This is a genomic window from Plantactinospora siamensis, assembly GCF_042434095.1.
Classification (GTDB): Bacteria; Actinomycetota; Actinomycetes; order Mycobacteriales; family Micromonosporaceae; genus KBS50.
The window spans coordinates 322,019-336,794 of record NZ_JBHLUE010000011.1 but is presented as its reverse complement, the minus strand read 5'-3'; the positions used below and the strand labels follow the sequence as shown (position 1 = coordinate 336,794).

Here is a 14,776-nt window from a genome sequence, read left to right as displayed (position 1 = left end):
GCGATGACGCGGGCGGATCGGACTGCCTCAGTGCGCGTGGTGCTAGGACCGGCCTGAGGCCGTCGCATTCGTACCTTGGATAGTGCTTCGTGGATGAGATACATCTCGGTGACTCCGGTTCGCTGGGTGGTAACGGGGTTCATCTCGGTGGTGGTCGCCGGCGTGATGCCGGTCGGCGCGCTGATCGGGGCCATGTCAGGCCGCCAGCCGGACGCTGTTGCGGGACGCGGCGGCACCGCTGCTCGCCAGCCGCGTCTCGGTCTCGACCCGCAGGGCCGCGTCCCGAGCGGCGTCCTCCTTGCGCGGACGGCCACGGGGCCGCTTACGCGGAACGACCGCGCCACGCTCGAAGATCTCGCCACCCCAGACGCCCCACGGCTCGGCCCGCTCGACCGCGCCGGACAGGCACTCCAGCCGCAGCGGGCAGTCCCCGCACATCGACTTGGCCAGTTCCAGCTCGGCCGGCGAGTCGGAGAACCACAGGTCGGGGTCGAACTTCCGGCAGGGCAGGTTCGCCTCCAGCTCGACCTGGTGGTCGAGGGGGGCCAACGCCAGACTCATCGCCCGGTCACCTCTCTCTCGCTCGATCTCGTGGATCGCTGTTCAACACCTGGGCGGAACAAAAAACTGAGGCCGCGGATCCCGGTATGCGGGTTCCGCGGCCTCGAGGTGAGCCGGTGGTCTGGATCAGACCGGTGGTCTACCTCGAGGTGGAACGCCGCGGGCGTCCGTGGCCGGCTTGCTGGCCGGGGCGCCCTTACCCGCGAACCCATTGGTCCCCTGAACTCCGGCAATCGGCTGGACCAGGAGCCGCTCGGGCTGAGCGGAGACCTGGTGCACCCGCGGAGCCCACGGGGCGTCGGCAACCGGCATGATCCGGGCAGCCGACATCGGAGCGAGGGCAGCAGGCAGCGCCGTCAGCCGCTCGCCGTAATAGGTCGTCGTCTCCACGGAACTCGCCTCCTCACACATCGCTCTTCGAACCATCTGGCCCACCCCGGGAGCAGCGCAAATGACGCCGCTCGTCGTGGTGTGTCCTGAGGCTATGCCTCCCCCGGGGGCGAGGGCAAACGGTTTTACGACTCATTCTGGAAAGTTTTTTCCGGCGCCAGATCGTCGACCGCGGCCCCCGACACGAGGGCCAGCACGGAGTCGCCGTACAGGCCGAGCTTGCGCGGCCCGATGCCGGCGATCGCGAGCAGATCCTCCGACCGCTCCGGGCGTCGCTCGGCCAGCGCCGTGAGGGTGGCGTCGGTGAAGACCACGTACGCCGGCACCTTCTGCGCGCCCGCCACCCGGACCCGCCACTCGCGCAGCCGCTCGTGCAGCTCCTCGTCGAGGTCGGACGGGCAGGTGGCGCACCGGCCGAGCTTGCGGTCGGTGCCGGCCAGCAGGGTCGCGCCGCACACCCGGCAGGAGACCGGCCGGACGCGGCGCCGCTCGGCGCGGACCCCGGACCCGGCCGCCGGCGCGCCGCGGTCCCCGCCCGAGCGGTCCAGCTGGGGCAGGAACCGGCACGGACGCCGGAGCCGGCCGCCGGGCGAGCGGGCGCCGCCGTACGACAGCCACAGCCACTCCCGGGCCCGGGTCACCCCCACATAGAGCAGCCGCCGCTCCTCCTCCAGCTGCTCGGGCGTTCGCGCGTACGTGGTCGGCAGCGTGCCGTCGGCGAGCCCGACCAGGAACACCGCGTCCCACTCCAGGCCCTTGGCCGAGTGCAGCGAGGCCAGCGTCACCCCGTCGACCGTGGGCGCGTGCTGCTGCGCCGCGCGCTGCTGGAGCTCGGCGCAGAAGTCGGCCAGGGTGACCGCCCGCTCGACGGCCGCGGCCTCGCCCAGCGGCAGCACGGTCGGGCTGGCCGCGTACTCCTCGGAAAGCTGGACCAGGGCGGCGAGCGCCTCCCAGCGCTCCCGCGCGGCCCCGCCGGCGGGCGGCGCGTCCGGCGCCCAGCCGACCGCCGCGAGCGCATCGACCACGGCGGCGACCAGCGGGGTCTGGCCGGGGGTGGAGCGGATGGCGGCCCGCAACGCCACGATGGCCTGCCGGACCTCCGGCCGCTCGAAGAACCGCTCGGCGCCGTGCACCACGTACGGCACCTCGGCCTCGGCCAGCGCCTTCTCGTACGCCTCGGACTGCGCGTTCGTCCGGAAGAGCACCGCGATCTCCCGGGCCGGGGTGCCGGCGTCGATGAGCTGACGGCAGCGGACCGCCACGGCGGCGGCCTCGGCCGGCTCGTCGGTGAAGATGCGTACGTCCGGTTCGGGGCCCGGCGGGCGCTGCCCGCGCAGCTCCAGCCGGAGCCGCGCCTGCGCGCCCCGGGCCTGCTGGATGACCGCGTTGGCCAGCCCCACCACCTGCGGGGTGGACCGGTAGTCCCGGACCAGCCGCACCACCATGGCGTTCCGCCGCTGCCGGGGAAAGTCGACCAGGTAGCTCGAGGTGGCCCCGGTGAACGAGTAGATCGTCTGGCTGGCATCGCCCACCACGGTGAGGTCGTCCCGGCCGCCCAGCCAGGCGTCCAGCAGGCGCTGCTGGAGCGGGTTCACGTCCTGGTACTCGTCCACCACGAAGTGCCGGTACTGCGCCCGGACCTGCTCGGCGACGTCCGGATGCTCCTCGATCCCCCAGACCGCGGCGCGCAGCATGTCCTCGAAGTCGATGACCCCGTTCCCGCGCTTGATCTGCTCGTACGCGGCGAAGACCTCGGCCACCCTGGCGGCCTCGAAGGGGGTGTCCCGGGCCGCCTTGGCGGCCGCCACGGCGTACTCGCCCGGCTCCACGAGCGACGACTTCGCCCACTCGATCTCGCCGGCCAGGTCCCGCGCGGCGGCCCGGTCGGTCCGCAGGCCGGCCCGCGCCGCGGCCAGGGTGACCAGCCGGACCTTGCTGTCCAGCAGCTCCGGCATGGCCCGCCCGTCGAGCAGCCGGGGGGCGAAGTAGCGGACCTGGCGCAGCGCCGCGGCGTGGAACGTCCGGGCCTGCACGCCCGCCACGCCCAGACCGCTGAGCCGGGCCCGCAGCTCGGCTGCGGCTCGGGCCGTGAAGGTCACCGCGAGCACGTGCCGGCCGGCGATCTCACCGGCCAGCGCCCGGTACGCGATCCGCGAGGTGATCGCCCTGGTCTTTCCGGTGCCCGCCCCGGCCAGCACACAGACCGGCACCGCGGGCGCGGTCACCGCGGTCCGCTGTTCGGGGTCGAGGCCGGCCAGCACCCGGTCAAGAGCTGAGTTCGCCGCCACAGCTAGGAATCATGGCAGCCCGCCCCGACGTTGCAGCGGATAGCCTGTCCGACGGAGAAAAACGGGAGGACCCGATCATGGTGACCATGTACTCGACGCCCTGGTGTGGCTACTGCCACCGGCTCAAGTCGCAGTTCGACCGGGAGGGCATCGGTTACCAGGTCGTGGACATCGAGCAGGACCCGGCCGCGGCCGAGTTCGTGATGAGCGTCAACGGCGGCAACCAGACGGTCCCGACCATCCGGTTCGCCGACGGCTCGGCCCTGACCAACCCCTCGATCAAGCAGGTCAAGGACCGGCTGGCCAGCCTCGCGGGCTGAGGCCACCCAGCGCTCGACCGGACCGCCGCCGTGGACTTCCCGGCGGCGGTCGCTGGCGTGGATTTCCCGGCGGCGGTCGCTGGCGTGGACTTCCCGGCGGCGGTCGCTGGCGTGGACTTCCCGGCGGCGGTCGCTGGCGTGGACTTCCCGGCGGCGGTCGCCGGCGTGCGCCCGGACAGCGCGTCGTGAATCCGTCACGCCTGTTTTCGCCGCAGACCACCACGCTCGCGGCGATCCCGGCGTTTTACCGCTGGGACACGCGGGCGGATGCAGGAGATGCGGCACAATGGTCGTTCTCGTACTTACGGTGGGGGGCGCGTTCCGCTCGGTGATCAACCTTCGGGACGCCCGGGGATTCGACACGATCGGAAGTGAGATCCCATGCCTCCTCAACAGCAGAGTCCGATCCTGCGTCGCCGCAGGTTGGGGATCGAGCTGCGCAAGTACCGGGAAGCCGCCGGGCTGACCGGCGACCAGGTGATCGAAAGGATCGGCTGGGCGTCGGCCTCCAAGCTGTCCCGGCTGGAGAACGGCCGCAGCCGACCCGAGCTGCGAGACGTGCTGGATCTGCTCGAAATCTACGGGGTGACCGAGAGCGAGCGGGACGAGGTGGTGGCCATCGTCCGCGGCGCCGGGGACATGCGGTCCTGGCTGCGCCGCTATCCCACCATGACGCCCCGGCAACGCCAGTACGCCGAGCTCGAGGCGGGTTGCGCCGAGATCCGGGAGTACAGCCCCGTGATCATCCCGGGGTTGCTGCAGACCCAGGAGTACGCCCGGGTCCGGTTCACCTCGTCGCAACCGCTCAACGATCCGGACGACCGCGAGGCCGGCGACGCCGCGGACCCGGACACCGAGGTGCAGGCGCGGCTGTCCCGGCAGCGGCTGCTGTACGACGAGGCCGTCCCGCCGGAATACACGGCCATCATCGAGGCGGCCGCGCTCGGCCCGCGGGCCGGCTCGGCCGAGGTGATGCGCGGGCAGCTGGCGCACCTGTGCAAGCTCGCCGAGCTGCCGCACGTGACCATCCGGATCCTGCCGCAGGACGTCGTCATGCCGGGCCACTACCTGCCGCACACGGGCTTCTCGGTGTACCGGTTCGCCGACCCGCGTGACCCGGAAACGGTGGCTATAGAGGGACTTTCCCTGAATTTCATGGTTTCGGAGCGGAAAGAGCTCAACGGCTATAAAGTACTGTTCGAGTGGCTGCAAGCGGCGGCACTCTCGGCCGATGCCACAAAGTCGTGGCTGGCCGACGCGGCGGGTCGCGGCTCCGGGGGTGCTGAGTCCGGAGCCCGGGTACGGGGCGCCGCGCTACCGCCGCCCCAACGCACCCCGCACGCCGGTCGGCTCACAGAGCAGTGAGCGCACCGCGAGCCGGCGCGCGGGAGCCGGGTCGTGGTCGCTCGCCCTGTACAGCAGCATGGAGACCAGGAGTACCTCATGAACGATGTCCGGATGCCGATGCCGAGCCACGGCGAGGACGCGCTGCTGGCCGCCCCCTGGCGGACCAGCTCCCGCAGTCAGACCTCCAACTGCGTGGAGGTCGCTCCGCTCGGTGGCGGCATGGACCCGGTGGCCCTCCGGGACAGCAAGGACCGGGGCGGACCCGTGCTGATCTTCGGTCGTACCCAGTGGACCGACTTCATCGCCAGCACCAAGGACGGCGAGTTCGACCTGAACTAGGCGACTTTCGGCTGTCGAGGGCCGCCGGTTCCCCGATCGGGGAACCGGCGGCCCTCCGGCTTGTGGACCATCGGCGTCACCCGATCGGGTGCTCGTGTGCCGGATCAACGCAAAATGCTTGCCTGGCACCCCGAGCGGCGTGACCATATTTCCGGAACTCGTGGAACTTCCACGAGACACGTGCACCACTCGGTTTCCGGAGCCACTCATGCGGTTTCTGATCGTACGGACCGAAATCAGTGCCGCCGCCGACGACGACCTCGCCGCCGCCCTGGCCGGCGGCCGGCGCCTCCGCGACGAACGGACCTCTCCCGAGCCCCGCCGGCAGACGGTCCGGGCCGACGATCGGGACGCGGCCCTCGGACTCGCCCGGGCGCTGTCCACCGTGGGCGCCGTCCGGGCCGGCCGCCAACGGGTCAAGGTGCTGCCGATCGGCGAGCCCGACCGGTGCCGGCAGCCGGCGTCTCGACCAACCGCCTGACCACCGTCGTCGACCGGCCGGCTCCCCGCCGCGCACCAGGCCAGGCCGGCCACGACGGCAGAAAATCTTGGCCCGCGACCGCCGCGGCAACGGCGGGCGCGGGCCAAGATTTGCCTGCCTCAGCCCGAGACGCTCGCCGGGTCGCCCACCCACTGCTCGATCAGGAACAGCGCGATCGACGAGGGCGGCGGAAGCAGCACGGCGCGCCCGTCGCCGTCGTCCGTCCGCCCACCGGCCAGCACCGCGGCGATCTCCCGCCGGCTGAACCAGCGGGCGCGGTCGATCTCGGCGGGATCCAGCCGGATGGGCTCGGTGGGATCGGCCCGGGCGAAGAAGGCGAGCATCAGCGAACCGGGGAACGGCCAGGACTGGCTGCCGGCATAGCTGATCGAGTCGACCGCCACGCCGACCTCCTCGGCCACCTCGCGCCGCACGGTCGCCTCGGCCGACTCGCCCGGCTCGACGTACCCGGCCAGGCAGGAGAAGCGCCGCGAACCCGGCGGGTCCGGCCAGCCGCTGTTGTGGCCCAGCAGGCACCGGCCGTCCGGGCCGGCCACCCCGTCGTGCACCAGCACGATCATTGCCGGGTCGGTACGCGGCCACAGCTGGTGACCGTCCTCCTCCAGCCGCGACCAGCCGCCCTCGGCGGGCAGGGTCGGCTTGCCCGAACGCGGCGAGAAGGCGTGTCGGGCGTGCCAGTTGGCCAGCGCCACGGCCGTGGTCAGCAGGCCGGCGTCCCGGTCGGGCAGCAGGTGCCCCACCGTGCGCAGGTCCGCCGGCTCGGCGCCCGGCACCTCCGGCAGCGGCGCGTCCAGCGCGAACAGCGGCGTACCGTCCGGTTCGACCCCGAGGTAGAGCCGGTCGGCGCTCTGGTGCGGCGGCGCGGCGGGCGGGTCGAGCAGCACCAGCTCCGGCCGCTCACCGGCGCGGGTGACCAGCACCCGGCCGCCGCCCACGACGTCGACCACCAGCAGCCGGCCGCGCTGCCAGGCGGCAGCCAGCCACTCGGGGTCGAGCCGCCGGTATGCCGCGCGGTCGAGCGACGCTCGGGCCAACGGTGGGACGGCCTCCGGCCCGGACGGTCCGGTCACGAGGGCGCGGTCTCCCGGCGGACCGGGGCGAGCGTGCCGACCTGGTCGGCGATCCGCTCGGCGTCCCCGAGGATCACCGTCACGGCCCGGGCGGGCGCCAGGTAGCGCGCGGCCGCCGCGGCCACGTCCTCCCGGGTGGCCCGGGCCAGCCGGTCGGCGTGCTCGGCCAGGAACGGCAGGCGCAGCCCGGCACCGGCGTACGAGCTGGTCAGCGCGGCGAGCCCGGCCTGGGTGGAGACGCCGAGCTGGAGGGTGCCGAGCGCGTACTGCCGGGCCTGCTCCAGCTCGTCCTCGCCGGGCGGCAGCACGGCCAGCCGGCCGAGCTCGTACGTGGTCTCCAGCAGCGCCGGGGCGGTGACCTCGGTGGCCACCTCGGCCGAGACCACCAGCGCCGAGCCGGCCACCGAGTGGTCGACCAGCGAGTGCGGCCCGTACGTGTAGCCCTTGTCCTCGCGGATGTTCTCCACCCAGCGGGACGAGAAATAGCCGCCGAAGAGCAGGTTGGCCAGCTGCAACGCCGCGTGGTCCGGATGGGTCCGGGGGACCGCCGGCAGGGCCATCCGCAGTGACGACTGCACCGAGCCCGGCCGGTCCACCACCAGCACCGCGCCGGGTTCGAGCGGCGGCGTCGGGGGCAGCTCGACCGGTTGGGCCGCGCCGGACCAGCCGCCCAGGGCTCGCTCCGCGGCGTCCAGCGCCCGCTCGGGCTCGACGTCGCCGACCAGCACGAGGATGGCGCCGCCCGGCTGCACCCGGTCGACGTGCAGGCCGCGCAGGTCGGCCGGCTCCACCACCTTGACGTCGCTGGCGTCCGGCGTCTGCACGGCGTACGGGTGGTCGCCGTACATCCGCTTGAGCAGCGCCACCCGGGCCAGGTGCGCGGGCTGGCTGCCGGCCACCTGGATCCGGTCGATCAGCCGGTCCCGCTCGGTGGCCACCTCGTCGGCCGGGTAGGACGCGCCGACGAGCACCTGGGACATCAGGTCGAGGATCCGGTCCAGGCCGGTCACCAGGCCGTTGCCGGAGATCATCAGCCGGTCGGGGTCGACGCCTGCGGAGAGCCCGCCGCCCACCGTCTGCAGCTCGGCGGCGATCTGGACGTTCGACAGCTCGCCCGTGCCGGACAGCAGGGTCTGGGCCAGCAGCGCGGCCCGGGCCAGGTGCGCGCCGCCGAACGGCACCCAGAGCCGCACCTCGACGAGCGGCACGGCGGGCCGGTGCACGGCGATCACGGTGAGCCCGTTGCCGAGCGTCCGCTCGGCCTGGTCGGGCAGGCTGAGTCGGCGGGTGGGGCCGAGCGCGGGCAGCGTACGGGCGGTCACTTCGCACCTCCGGCGACGACGTCGATCGAGGCCCGGCGCTCGGGCCGGAGGGTGGCTGCCGCGGCGCGCACCTGCTCGCCGGTGACCTCGCCGATCCACCGGGGCAGCTCGTTGAGCAGCGCCGGCTCGGCCCGCTGCTGTTCCAGCACGGCCATCGAGAGCGCGCGACCCAACGCCGCGTCGGTCTCCCGGAGCAGGTGGGTGGCCATCCGCGCCTGGGTGCGTTCCAGCTCGCCCTCGTCCAGGCCGTCGGTGGCCAGCCGGTCGAGCTCCTCGTCGACGGTCCGCAGCACCTTGTCCACGGAGCCGCCCGGGGGCAGGTGGGCCTGCAGCAGCAGGGCGGTGGGGTCGCGCACGTCGAACGGGTCGCCCATGAAGCCGAGGTAGCCGCCGATGTTGGTGGCCGCGCGGTCGCGCTGGACCACCCGGCGGACCAGCCGGGAGGCGTCGCCGTCGGTGAGCACCTCGGCCAGCACCACGTACGGCAGGTAGCCGGCGAAGTCGGTGATCGGGTCGGGCACCCGCCAGGCGCTGGCCACCGCCGGCAGCGGCGCCAACGGATCGGTGTACGTCTCCCGGCGCTCGGCGCTGAGGTCCGGCTCGGTGAAGTCGGGGCGGTCGGGCGCCGGTCGGGCCGGCACGTCGCCGAAGTGCCGCTCGATCAGCGCGGTCGCCTCGGCCACGTCCAGATCGCCGGAGACCGCCAGCACCGCGTTGCCGCAGGCGTAGTAGCGGGCGAAGAAGTCCGCGGCGTCGGCCACGGTGGCGCTCTCCAGGTCGGCGAAGGAGCCGTACCCGTCGTGGGCGTTGGGGAACGTGTCGAACATGACCGGCGGCAGCTTCAGCCAGGGAAATCCGCCGTACGGCCGGTTGAGCACGTTGACCCGGATCTCCTCCTTGACCACGTCGACCTGGTTGCGGAGGTTCTCCTCGGTCAGCCGGGGACCGCGCATCCGGTCCGCCTCGAGGAACAGCGCCCGCTCCAGCGCGTTCGACGGCAGCGTCTCGAAGTAGTCGGTGTAGTCCAGGTGGGTCGACCCGTTGAAGGTGCCACCGGCGCCCTGGACGTGCCGGAAGTGGGCGAGCTTCTCGAGGTTCTCCGAGCCCTGGAACATCAGGTGCTCGAAGAGATGGGCGAACCCGGTCCGGCCCTCGGGCTCGGATCGGATGCCCACGTCGTAGACGACCGCCACCCCCACCACGGGTGCGCTGCGGTCCGGGGTGAGGACCACCCGCAGCCCGTTGTCCAGGGTGAACCGTTCCACCGGATAGGTCGTGGCTGGAATTCCCGATCTCCGCGCCGTCACGTCCCGACCCTAGCGCGTGGGCGCCGGCCGGTGGGCGGCGCGGCCGTACGTCGTGGCCCGACAACCCGGGCGGGCCATTGACTGGCCGGCCCATGTGGCCCACTATTCCTACTAATTTGATCGACAATCGATGGGACGGCGATGACACGTTCTCCGTACCGCCGGTGGGCGACCCTGGCGACGCTCGTGCTGACGACGGCCGCACTGGGCGGCGTCACGGCCTGCGGCGACGATTCCGGCGCCAAGGCCGGCGGGTCCGGTCCGGTGACCCTCCGCCTCGGCTACTTCCCGAACATCACCCACGCCACCCCGATCGTCGGGGTGCAGCAGGGCATCTTCGCCGACAAGCTCGGCACGAACGTCAAGCTGGAGACCAAGACCTTCAACGCCGGACCGGCGGCCGTGGAGGCGCTCTTCTCCGGGGCGCTGGACGCCACGTACGTCGGCCCGAACCCGACCATCAACGCCTTCGCCAAGTCGAAGGGCCAGGCCATCAAGGTGATCTCGGGCGCCGCGTCCGGCGGGGTGGCCCTGGTGGTCAAGCCCGGCATCAAGTCCCCGGAGGACCTGCGCGGCAAGAAGATCGCCACGCCGCAACTGGGCAACACGCAGGACGTCGCGGTGCGGTACTGGCTCAAGGAGAAGGGCCTCACCACCACGAAGGAGGGCGGCGGCGACGTCAAGATCGTCCCGCAGGAGAACGCCCAGACGGTGGACACCTTCCACAGCGGCGCCATCGACGGCGCCTGGGTGCCCGAGCCGTACGTGTCGCGCCTGGTCAACGACGGCGGCAAGGTGCTGGTGAACGAGCGGGACCTGTGGCCCGACGGCAAGTTCGTGATCACCAACCTGGTGGTCAGCACGAAGTTCCTCAAGGCGCACCCGGACGTGGTGAAGCGGCTGGTCGAGGGGCAGGTCGCGGCCAACGACCTGATCAACACCCACCCCGACCAGGCCCAGCAGGCCGTGTCCGAGCACATCGGCAAGGTCACCGGCAAGCCGCTGGACCCCAAGCTCATCAAGCAGGCGTGGCCCAGCCTCACCTTCCTGAACGATCCGCTCGCCGGCTCGCTCAAGACCGGCCTGGACCACGCCGTGGCGGTCGGCCTCAGCCAGCCCGTCGACCTGAACGGGCTGTACGACCTGAGCTACCTCAACGACGTGCTGAGCGCCCAGGGCAAGGCCGGGGTCCCGTTGCCATGACGGCCACCACGACGACACCGTCGAGCGCGACCGCCGCGGTCGCGCTCGACGGCGTGACCAAGGTGTACGGCCGCGGCGCCCACGCCGTACCGGCGCTGGACGGGCTCTCCCTCCAGGTACGTCCCGGCGAGTTCGTCTGCCTGGTCGGCGCCTCCGGATGCGGCAAGAGCACGCTGCTCAACCTGGTGGCCGGGCTCGACGCGCCGACCGCCGGCCGGATCCGGGTGACCGGCGAGGAACGCCCGCGCACCAGCCCGGGGCTGATGTTCCAGGAACCCGCCCTGTTCCCCTGGCTGACCGTCGAGGCCAACGTCGACCTGCCGCTCAAGCTGCGCGGGCTGCCCCGCGCCGAGCGCCGGGACCGGGTGGCCGAGCTGCTGCGCACCGTCCACCTGGGCGGCTTCGCCCGGCACCGGCCGCACGAGCTCTCCGGCGGCATGCGCCAGCGGGTGGCGCTGGCCCGCACGCTCGCCCTGGACACCCCGGTGCTGCTGATGGACGAGCCGTTCGGAGCGCTCGACGCGATGACCCGGGACCTGCTGCACGACGAGCTGGAGCGGATCTGGTCGGAGCGCCGGCTGACCGTGCTGTTCGTCACGCACAACGTCCGGGAGGCGGCCCGGCTCGCCGACCGGATCGTGCTGCTGTCCAGCCGCCCCGGGCGGATCATCCACATCGCCGACGTGGACGTGCCGCGACCACGCCGGATCGACTCCCGGGAGGTGGCCGCCGTGGCGGCCGACGTCACCGACCGGCTGCGTACGGAGGTGGGCCGCCATGGCCGGTGACACGCTGACCCGCGACGCCGGGGTGCTCAGCGGGCTCGACGCCCTGGAGGTAGCCGGTCGCGACGAGGCGCCGGGCCGGCTGGGCCGGATCTGGGCGGCGCTCTGGCCCAAGCTCGCGGCCCTCGCGATCGCCCTGGCCGTCTGGCAGGTGGTCGTCTGGACCGGCTGGAAGGACCCGTGGGCGCTGCCCGGGCCGGCACCCGTGCTGGCCGATCTGGGGCACTACGTGGCCAGCGGCGGGTTCTGGCAGGGCCTCGCGGCCACCGGTCGCCGCGCCGCGCTCGGGTTCGGCGTCGCGGTGGCGGTCGGCCTGCTGCTCGGTCTCGCGGTGGCCCGGGTGCGCGTGCTCCGGGCGGCCCTCGGTTCGATGATCACCGCACTGCAGACGATGCCGTCGATCGCCTGGTTCCCGCTGGCCATCCTGCTGTTCCAGCTGAGCGAGCAGGCCATCTTCTTCGTGGTGGTGCTCGGCGCCGCGCCCTCGGTGGCCAACGGGGTGATCCACGGCGTGGACTACGTGCCGCCGATCCTGGTGCGGGCCGGCCGCAACATCGGCGCCCGCGGAATCAACCTCTACCGGTACGTCATCGCGCCGGCCGCGCTGCCCGCCATCGTGGCCGGCCTCAAGCAGGGTTGGGCGTTCGCCTGGCGCAGCCTGATGGCCGGCGAGCTGCTGGTGGTGATCGCCACCCGCACCTCGATCGGGGTTCAGCTCCAGTACGCCCGGGAGTTCAACGACGCGGTCCGGGTGATCAGCATCATGATCGTCATCCTGGTGCTCGGCCTGCTGGTGGACTCGGCCTTCTCCGCCATCGACCGGGCCATCCGCCGCCGGTGGGGGGTGCTGGACCAGGGATCGTCCTGACTTCTCAGGCGGGGCGCACGGAGGCCAGCGCCGACTCCACCACCCAGTCGTACTGGCGGTGGGTGCCGGGGATGGAGACGTACAGGATCGCCGCGGTCGGGCGGCCGACGTCGACGCAGGCTACGGCGGCCAGCTCGTCGTGGGCGCGCAGCCCCGGCCGGTCGAAGTGCAGCCGGAAGACGGTCACCCAGGCCGGCAGCCCGCCCAGGGTGCGCCGGGAGTCCCGGAGCAGGTCGGCGGTGTTCGGCTGCGGGTAGTAGCTGGCCCGCACGTCCGCGGCCACCTGCCGGCCCACGCACTCGAGATCCAGCACGAGGGCGTCGTTGTCGGCCGCGGGCACCGCGGCGGACAGGATCGAGGCGTGGTAATCGCTGCTGCCGTCGTACGCCGGCTCGGTCACGAAGTGCTGGCCCACCCGGTAGGGCACCCGCAGCGTCCCGGCCCGCCACACCGCGCGCCACGGCTGCCAGGGGGCGGGAAACGCGGCGTACGAGATGCCGGCCTCACGATCGACGGTGCGCGGGCCCGCCGGGGCGGGCTCGGACCCGGTCGGCGCGCCGCGGGCGGTCGGCCCGGTCGGCGCGGGCCCGGTCGGCGCGGGCCCGGTCGGCGCGGGGCAGGCCCGCGCGAGCGGCGCCCGGGAGTCGACCCCGGACCGCCGGAGGTGCCCGGTCAGCGGACCGCCGGAGGTGCTCTGCACCAGCACCACGATGAGCCCGATCAGCAGGATCGCTCCCGCGGCCCCGCCGAACCACCAGAGGCTGCGGCCGGTGCCGCCCCGGCCGCCGGGTGAGCCACCGGCGGGAGGAGTGGCCCCGGTCCGAGGGTCGGGGGCGGCCTCGCCGGGGCCGGCCTCGCCGGGACCGGTCGGGTGCCCGCGGCGGCCGAGCCCGGTGACCGGGCCGGCCGGCCAGCGGGCTCCGACCGGATCGCCACCGGCGCGTGCCGTACCGGACGCGTCGGAGCGTCCGGCGGGACCGGAAGCCGGAGCGGAGCCGGGCGGTGGGACGGCGACCATCGTGCTCAGTGAACACCATGCGCCATCCGACCCGCAGCCCACGACCGGCTGGCAGGAGCACCTGCTCCGGCCGCGGTGACGGGACGCCGGCTCCCGGGGGCAGGCATGCCGGCGACGCAGCGTGACCGGAACCGAGCCGGAACCCGACGCGGTCCTCATGCCTCTCAGGCATGAATATGACCGCGAGGTACAGGGGCGGTCGTTCCTTCCACCGCTGGCCGCGTTACCGGGCGTTACCAGAAACCGCGAGGTTCCGGGGCGGTTGGGCCCTCAGCGGGCCTCCCGGGCGGACAAACCGGGTGGATAGGGCAGATCCGGCTGCCGGAGATCGACCACCACCGCCTGCGGCCGGTCGTACCAGGGCACGAACGCCGCCAGGCCGGCCAGGGTCAGGCCGGCCAGGGCCAGCGCCAGCACCACGACGATCTCCCGCCGACTCTCCACGCCCCGCCGCATGTCCTGCCACCTCCCCGGACCCGGCCGCCCCCGCGACGCACCGAACACTCCGCCTGTCAGGATCCCCGACCCGGCCCCCCGGGGCAGTCGCCCATCGGACGCAATCGCCGGCACCCTCGTTCCAACTCGATGTGCCGGTCGTACCGGTACGGGGGCACGATGGACGCGTGATCTCCTTCGAACTGGCCCGACGGCTGCGCGACGCCGGCCTGGCCTGGCGGCCGGCGCCGGGCGACCGGTTCGCCATTCCGGACCGCGACCTTGACGACGAGACGTTCGTGCTGAGCCAGATGACCATCGAGGTGCATCAGCTGCCCGACGGGCCGGTGCTCGGATTCAACGGGACCACCGAATGGGCCCTGGACGACATCGAGCAGGACGAGGCGCTCTGGCTGCCGCGCGAGGATCAGCTGCGCGAGATGCTCGGCGGGACGTTCCGCCGGCTCGACCGGGCGGCCGAGGGCTACCGGGTGGCGCTCACGCTGCCGGCCGGCGAGCTCGAACTCACCCACGAGGACCCGGCGGAGGCGTACGGCGAGGCCCTGTTGCGGCTGATCGAAGCCGGCCGCTGACCGGCGGGCGGATACGAAACGGCCCGCCACGCCGGCTGGCGTGGCGGGCCGAATCAGGAGTTACAGCGGGCGGATGTTAGCCGCCTGCGGGCCCTTCTGGCCCTGGGTGACCTCGAACTCCACCCGCTGGTTCTCGTCCAGCGAGCGGTAGCCGGAGCTCTGGATCGCCGAGAAGTGGGCGAACACGTCCGCGCCGCCGTCGTCCGGCGTGATGAAGCCGAAGCCCTTGTCCGCGTTGAACCACTTGACAGTGCCAATTGCCATCGTTCTACGTCTCCTTGACGCCTACCACCGGCCCGCGCCGGGCCAGCAAGTTATCCGCCGCCGGTTGCGCGCGGACGTCTGTCGTCGCGTTGGTAACCCGCCGGGAACCGCCGGACACAACAAATGGCGCCTGGGCAAAGATCGCACCAGGCGCCACCGGATGT

Annotated in this window: 17 protein-coding genes; 9 read left to right on the top strand and 8 right to left on the bottom strand. The window is 73.0% G+C overall.

Annotated features, from left to right (window positions below):
- Positions 1-195 precede the first annotated feature (195 nt).
- Complete coding sequence (locus ACFFHU_RS14580; RefSeq protein ID WP_377339102.1) at positions 196-561, bottom strand: WhiB family transcriptional regulator; 366 nt, start codon at positions 559-561, stop codon at positions 196-198.
- A gap of 515 nt (positions 562-1,076) precedes the next feature.
- Positions 1,077-3,239 carry an ATP-dependent DNA helicase UvrD2 gene (locus ACFFHU_RS14575; protein WP_377339100.1) on the bottom strand — a complete coding sequence of 721 codons (2,163 nt, stop codon included), beginning with the start codon at positions 3,237-3,239 and terminating at the stop codon, positions 1,077-1,079.
- 77 nt (positions 3,240-3,316) lie between these two features.
- Between ACFFHU_RS14575 and ACFFHU_RS14570 the strand changes: the two genes are divergently transcribed.
- From ACFFHU_RS14570 to ACFFHU_RS14550, 5 genes are all read left to right on the top strand, one after another.
- The gene (locus tag ACFFHU_RS14570) at positions 3,317-3,559 is read left to right on the top strand and encodes a mycoredoxin (RefSeq protein WP_377339099.1); all 243 of its coding nucleotides are present in this window, start codon (positions 3,317-3,319) and stop codon (positions 3,557-3,559) included.
- Between the two features lie 57 nt (positions 3,560-3,616).
- Positions 3,617-3,748: a hypothetical protein gene (locus ACFFHU_RS14565; protein WP_377339097.1), complete on the top strand. Its 132-nt coding sequence runs from the start codon at positions 3,617-3,619 to the stop codon at positions 3,746-3,748.
- A gap of 192 nt (positions 3,749-3,940) precedes the next feature.
- Positions 3,941-4,924, top strand: coding sequence for a helix-turn-helix domain-containing protein (locus tag ACFFHU_RS14560; protein ID WP_377339094.1), 984 nt, complete (start codon positions 3,941-3,943; stop codon positions 4,922-4,924).
- 78 nt (positions 4,925-5,002) lie between these two features.
- Complete coding sequence (locus tag ACFFHU_RS14555; protein WP_377339091.1) at positions 5,003-5,245, top strand: DUF397 domain-containing protein; 243 nt, start codon at positions 5,003-5,005, stop codon at positions 5,243-5,245.
- A gap of 208 nt (positions 5,246-5,453) precedes the next feature.
- Positions 5,454-5,726, top strand: coding sequence for a hypothetical protein (locus ACFFHU_RS14550; protein WP_377339089.1), 273 nt, complete (start codon positions 5,454-5,456; stop codon positions 5,724-5,726).
- 119 nt (positions 5,727-5,845) lie between these two features.
- Here ACFFHU_RS14550 and nudC read toward each other — a convergent pair whose 3' ends face one another.
- The 3 genes from nudC to ACFFHU_RS14535 are packed head-to-tail and all read right to left on the bottom strand — an operon-like array spanning position 5,846 to position 9,446.
- The gene (gene nudC, locus ACFFHU_RS14545) at positions 5,846-6,817 is read right to left on the bottom strand and encodes an NAD(+) diphosphatase (protein ID WP_377339087.1); all 972 of its coding nucleotides are present in this window, start codon (positions 6,815-6,817) and stop codon (positions 5,846-5,848) included.
- Positions 6,814-8,139: a M16 family metallopeptidase gene (locus ACFFHU_RS14540; protein WP_377339085.1), complete on the bottom strand. Its 1,326-nt coding sequence runs from the start codon at positions 8,137-8,139 to the stop codon at positions 6,814-6,816. Before ACFFHU_RS14540 ends, nudC begins: the two co-directional genes overlap by 4 nt.
- Positions 8,136-9,446 (bottom strand): M16 family metallopeptidase, encoded by a 1,311-nt coding sequence (locus tag ACFFHU_RS14535; RefSeq protein WP_377339083.1) that lies wholly within the window; start codon positions 9,444-9,446, stop codon positions 8,136-8,138. Before ACFFHU_RS14535 ends, ACFFHU_RS14540 begins: the two co-directional genes overlap by 4 nt.
- 141 nt (positions 9,447-9,587) lie before the next feature.
- Between ACFFHU_RS14535 and ACFFHU_RS14530 the strand changes: the two genes are divergently transcribed.
- From ACFFHU_RS14530 to ACFFHU_RS14520, 3 genes are read left to right on the top strand one after another with little or no spacing between them, the layout of a single operon-like run.
- The gene (locus ACFFHU_RS14530) at positions 9,588-10,649 is read left to right on the top strand and encodes an ABC transporter substrate-binding protein (protein ID WP_377339081.1); all 1,062 of its coding nucleotides are present in this window, start codon (positions 9,588-9,590) and stop codon (positions 10,647-10,649) included.
- The gene (locus ACFFHU_RS14525) at positions 10,646-11,437 is read left to right on the top strand and encodes an ABC transporter ATP-binding protein (RefSeq protein WP_377339079.1); all 792 of its coding nucleotides are present in this window, start codon (positions 10,646-10,648) and stop codon (positions 11,435-11,437) included. The genes ACFFHU_RS14530 and ACFFHU_RS14525 overlap by 4 nt, the downstream gene beginning before the upstream one ends.
- Positions 11,427-12,302, top strand: a complete 876-nt coding sequence (locus ACFFHU_RS14520) for an ABC transporter permease (RefSeq protein ID WP_377339077.1) — start codon at positions 11,427-11,429, stop codon at positions 12,300-12,302. The genes ACFFHU_RS14525 and ACFFHU_RS14520 overlap by 11 nt, the downstream gene beginning before the upstream one ends.
- Before the next feature lie 4 nt (positions 12,303-12,306).
- Here ACFFHU_RS14520 and ACFFHU_RS14515 read toward each other — a convergent pair whose 3' ends face one another.
- Together ACFFHU_RS14515 and ACFFHU_RS14510 are read right to left on the bottom strand one after the other, a co-directional pair.
- Complete coding sequence (locus ACFFHU_RS14515) at positions 12,307-13,320, bottom strand: hypothetical protein (protein ID WP_377339076.1); 1,014 nt, start codon at positions 13,318-13,320, stop codon at positions 12,307-12,309.
- A gap of 270 nt (positions 13,321-13,590) precedes the next feature.
- Complete coding sequence (locus ACFFHU_RS14510; RefSeq protein ID WP_377339074.1) at positions 13,591-13,776, bottom strand: hypothetical protein; 186 nt, start codon at positions 13,774-13,776, stop codon at positions 13,591-13,593.
- Between the two features lie 167 nt (positions 13,777-13,943).
- Between ACFFHU_RS14510 and ACFFHU_RS14505 the strand changes: the two genes are divergently transcribed.
- Positions 13,944-14,348: a pilus assembly protein CpaE gene (locus tag ACFFHU_RS14505; protein ID WP_377339072.1), complete on the top strand. Its 405-nt coding sequence runs from the start codon at positions 13,944-13,946 to the stop codon at positions 14,346-14,348.
- Positions 14,349-14,408: 60 nt separating this feature from the next.
- Here the strand turns inward: ACFFHU_RS14505 and cspE are convergent, their stop codons facing one another.
- Complete coding sequence (gene cspE / locus ACFFHU_RS14500) at positions 14,409-14,612, bottom strand: transcription antiterminator/RNA stability regulator CspE (RefSeq protein WP_076466503.1); 204 nt, start codon at positions 14,610-14,612, stop codon at positions 14,409-14,411.
- Between the last annotated feature and the right edge of the window lie 164 nt (positions 14,613-14,776).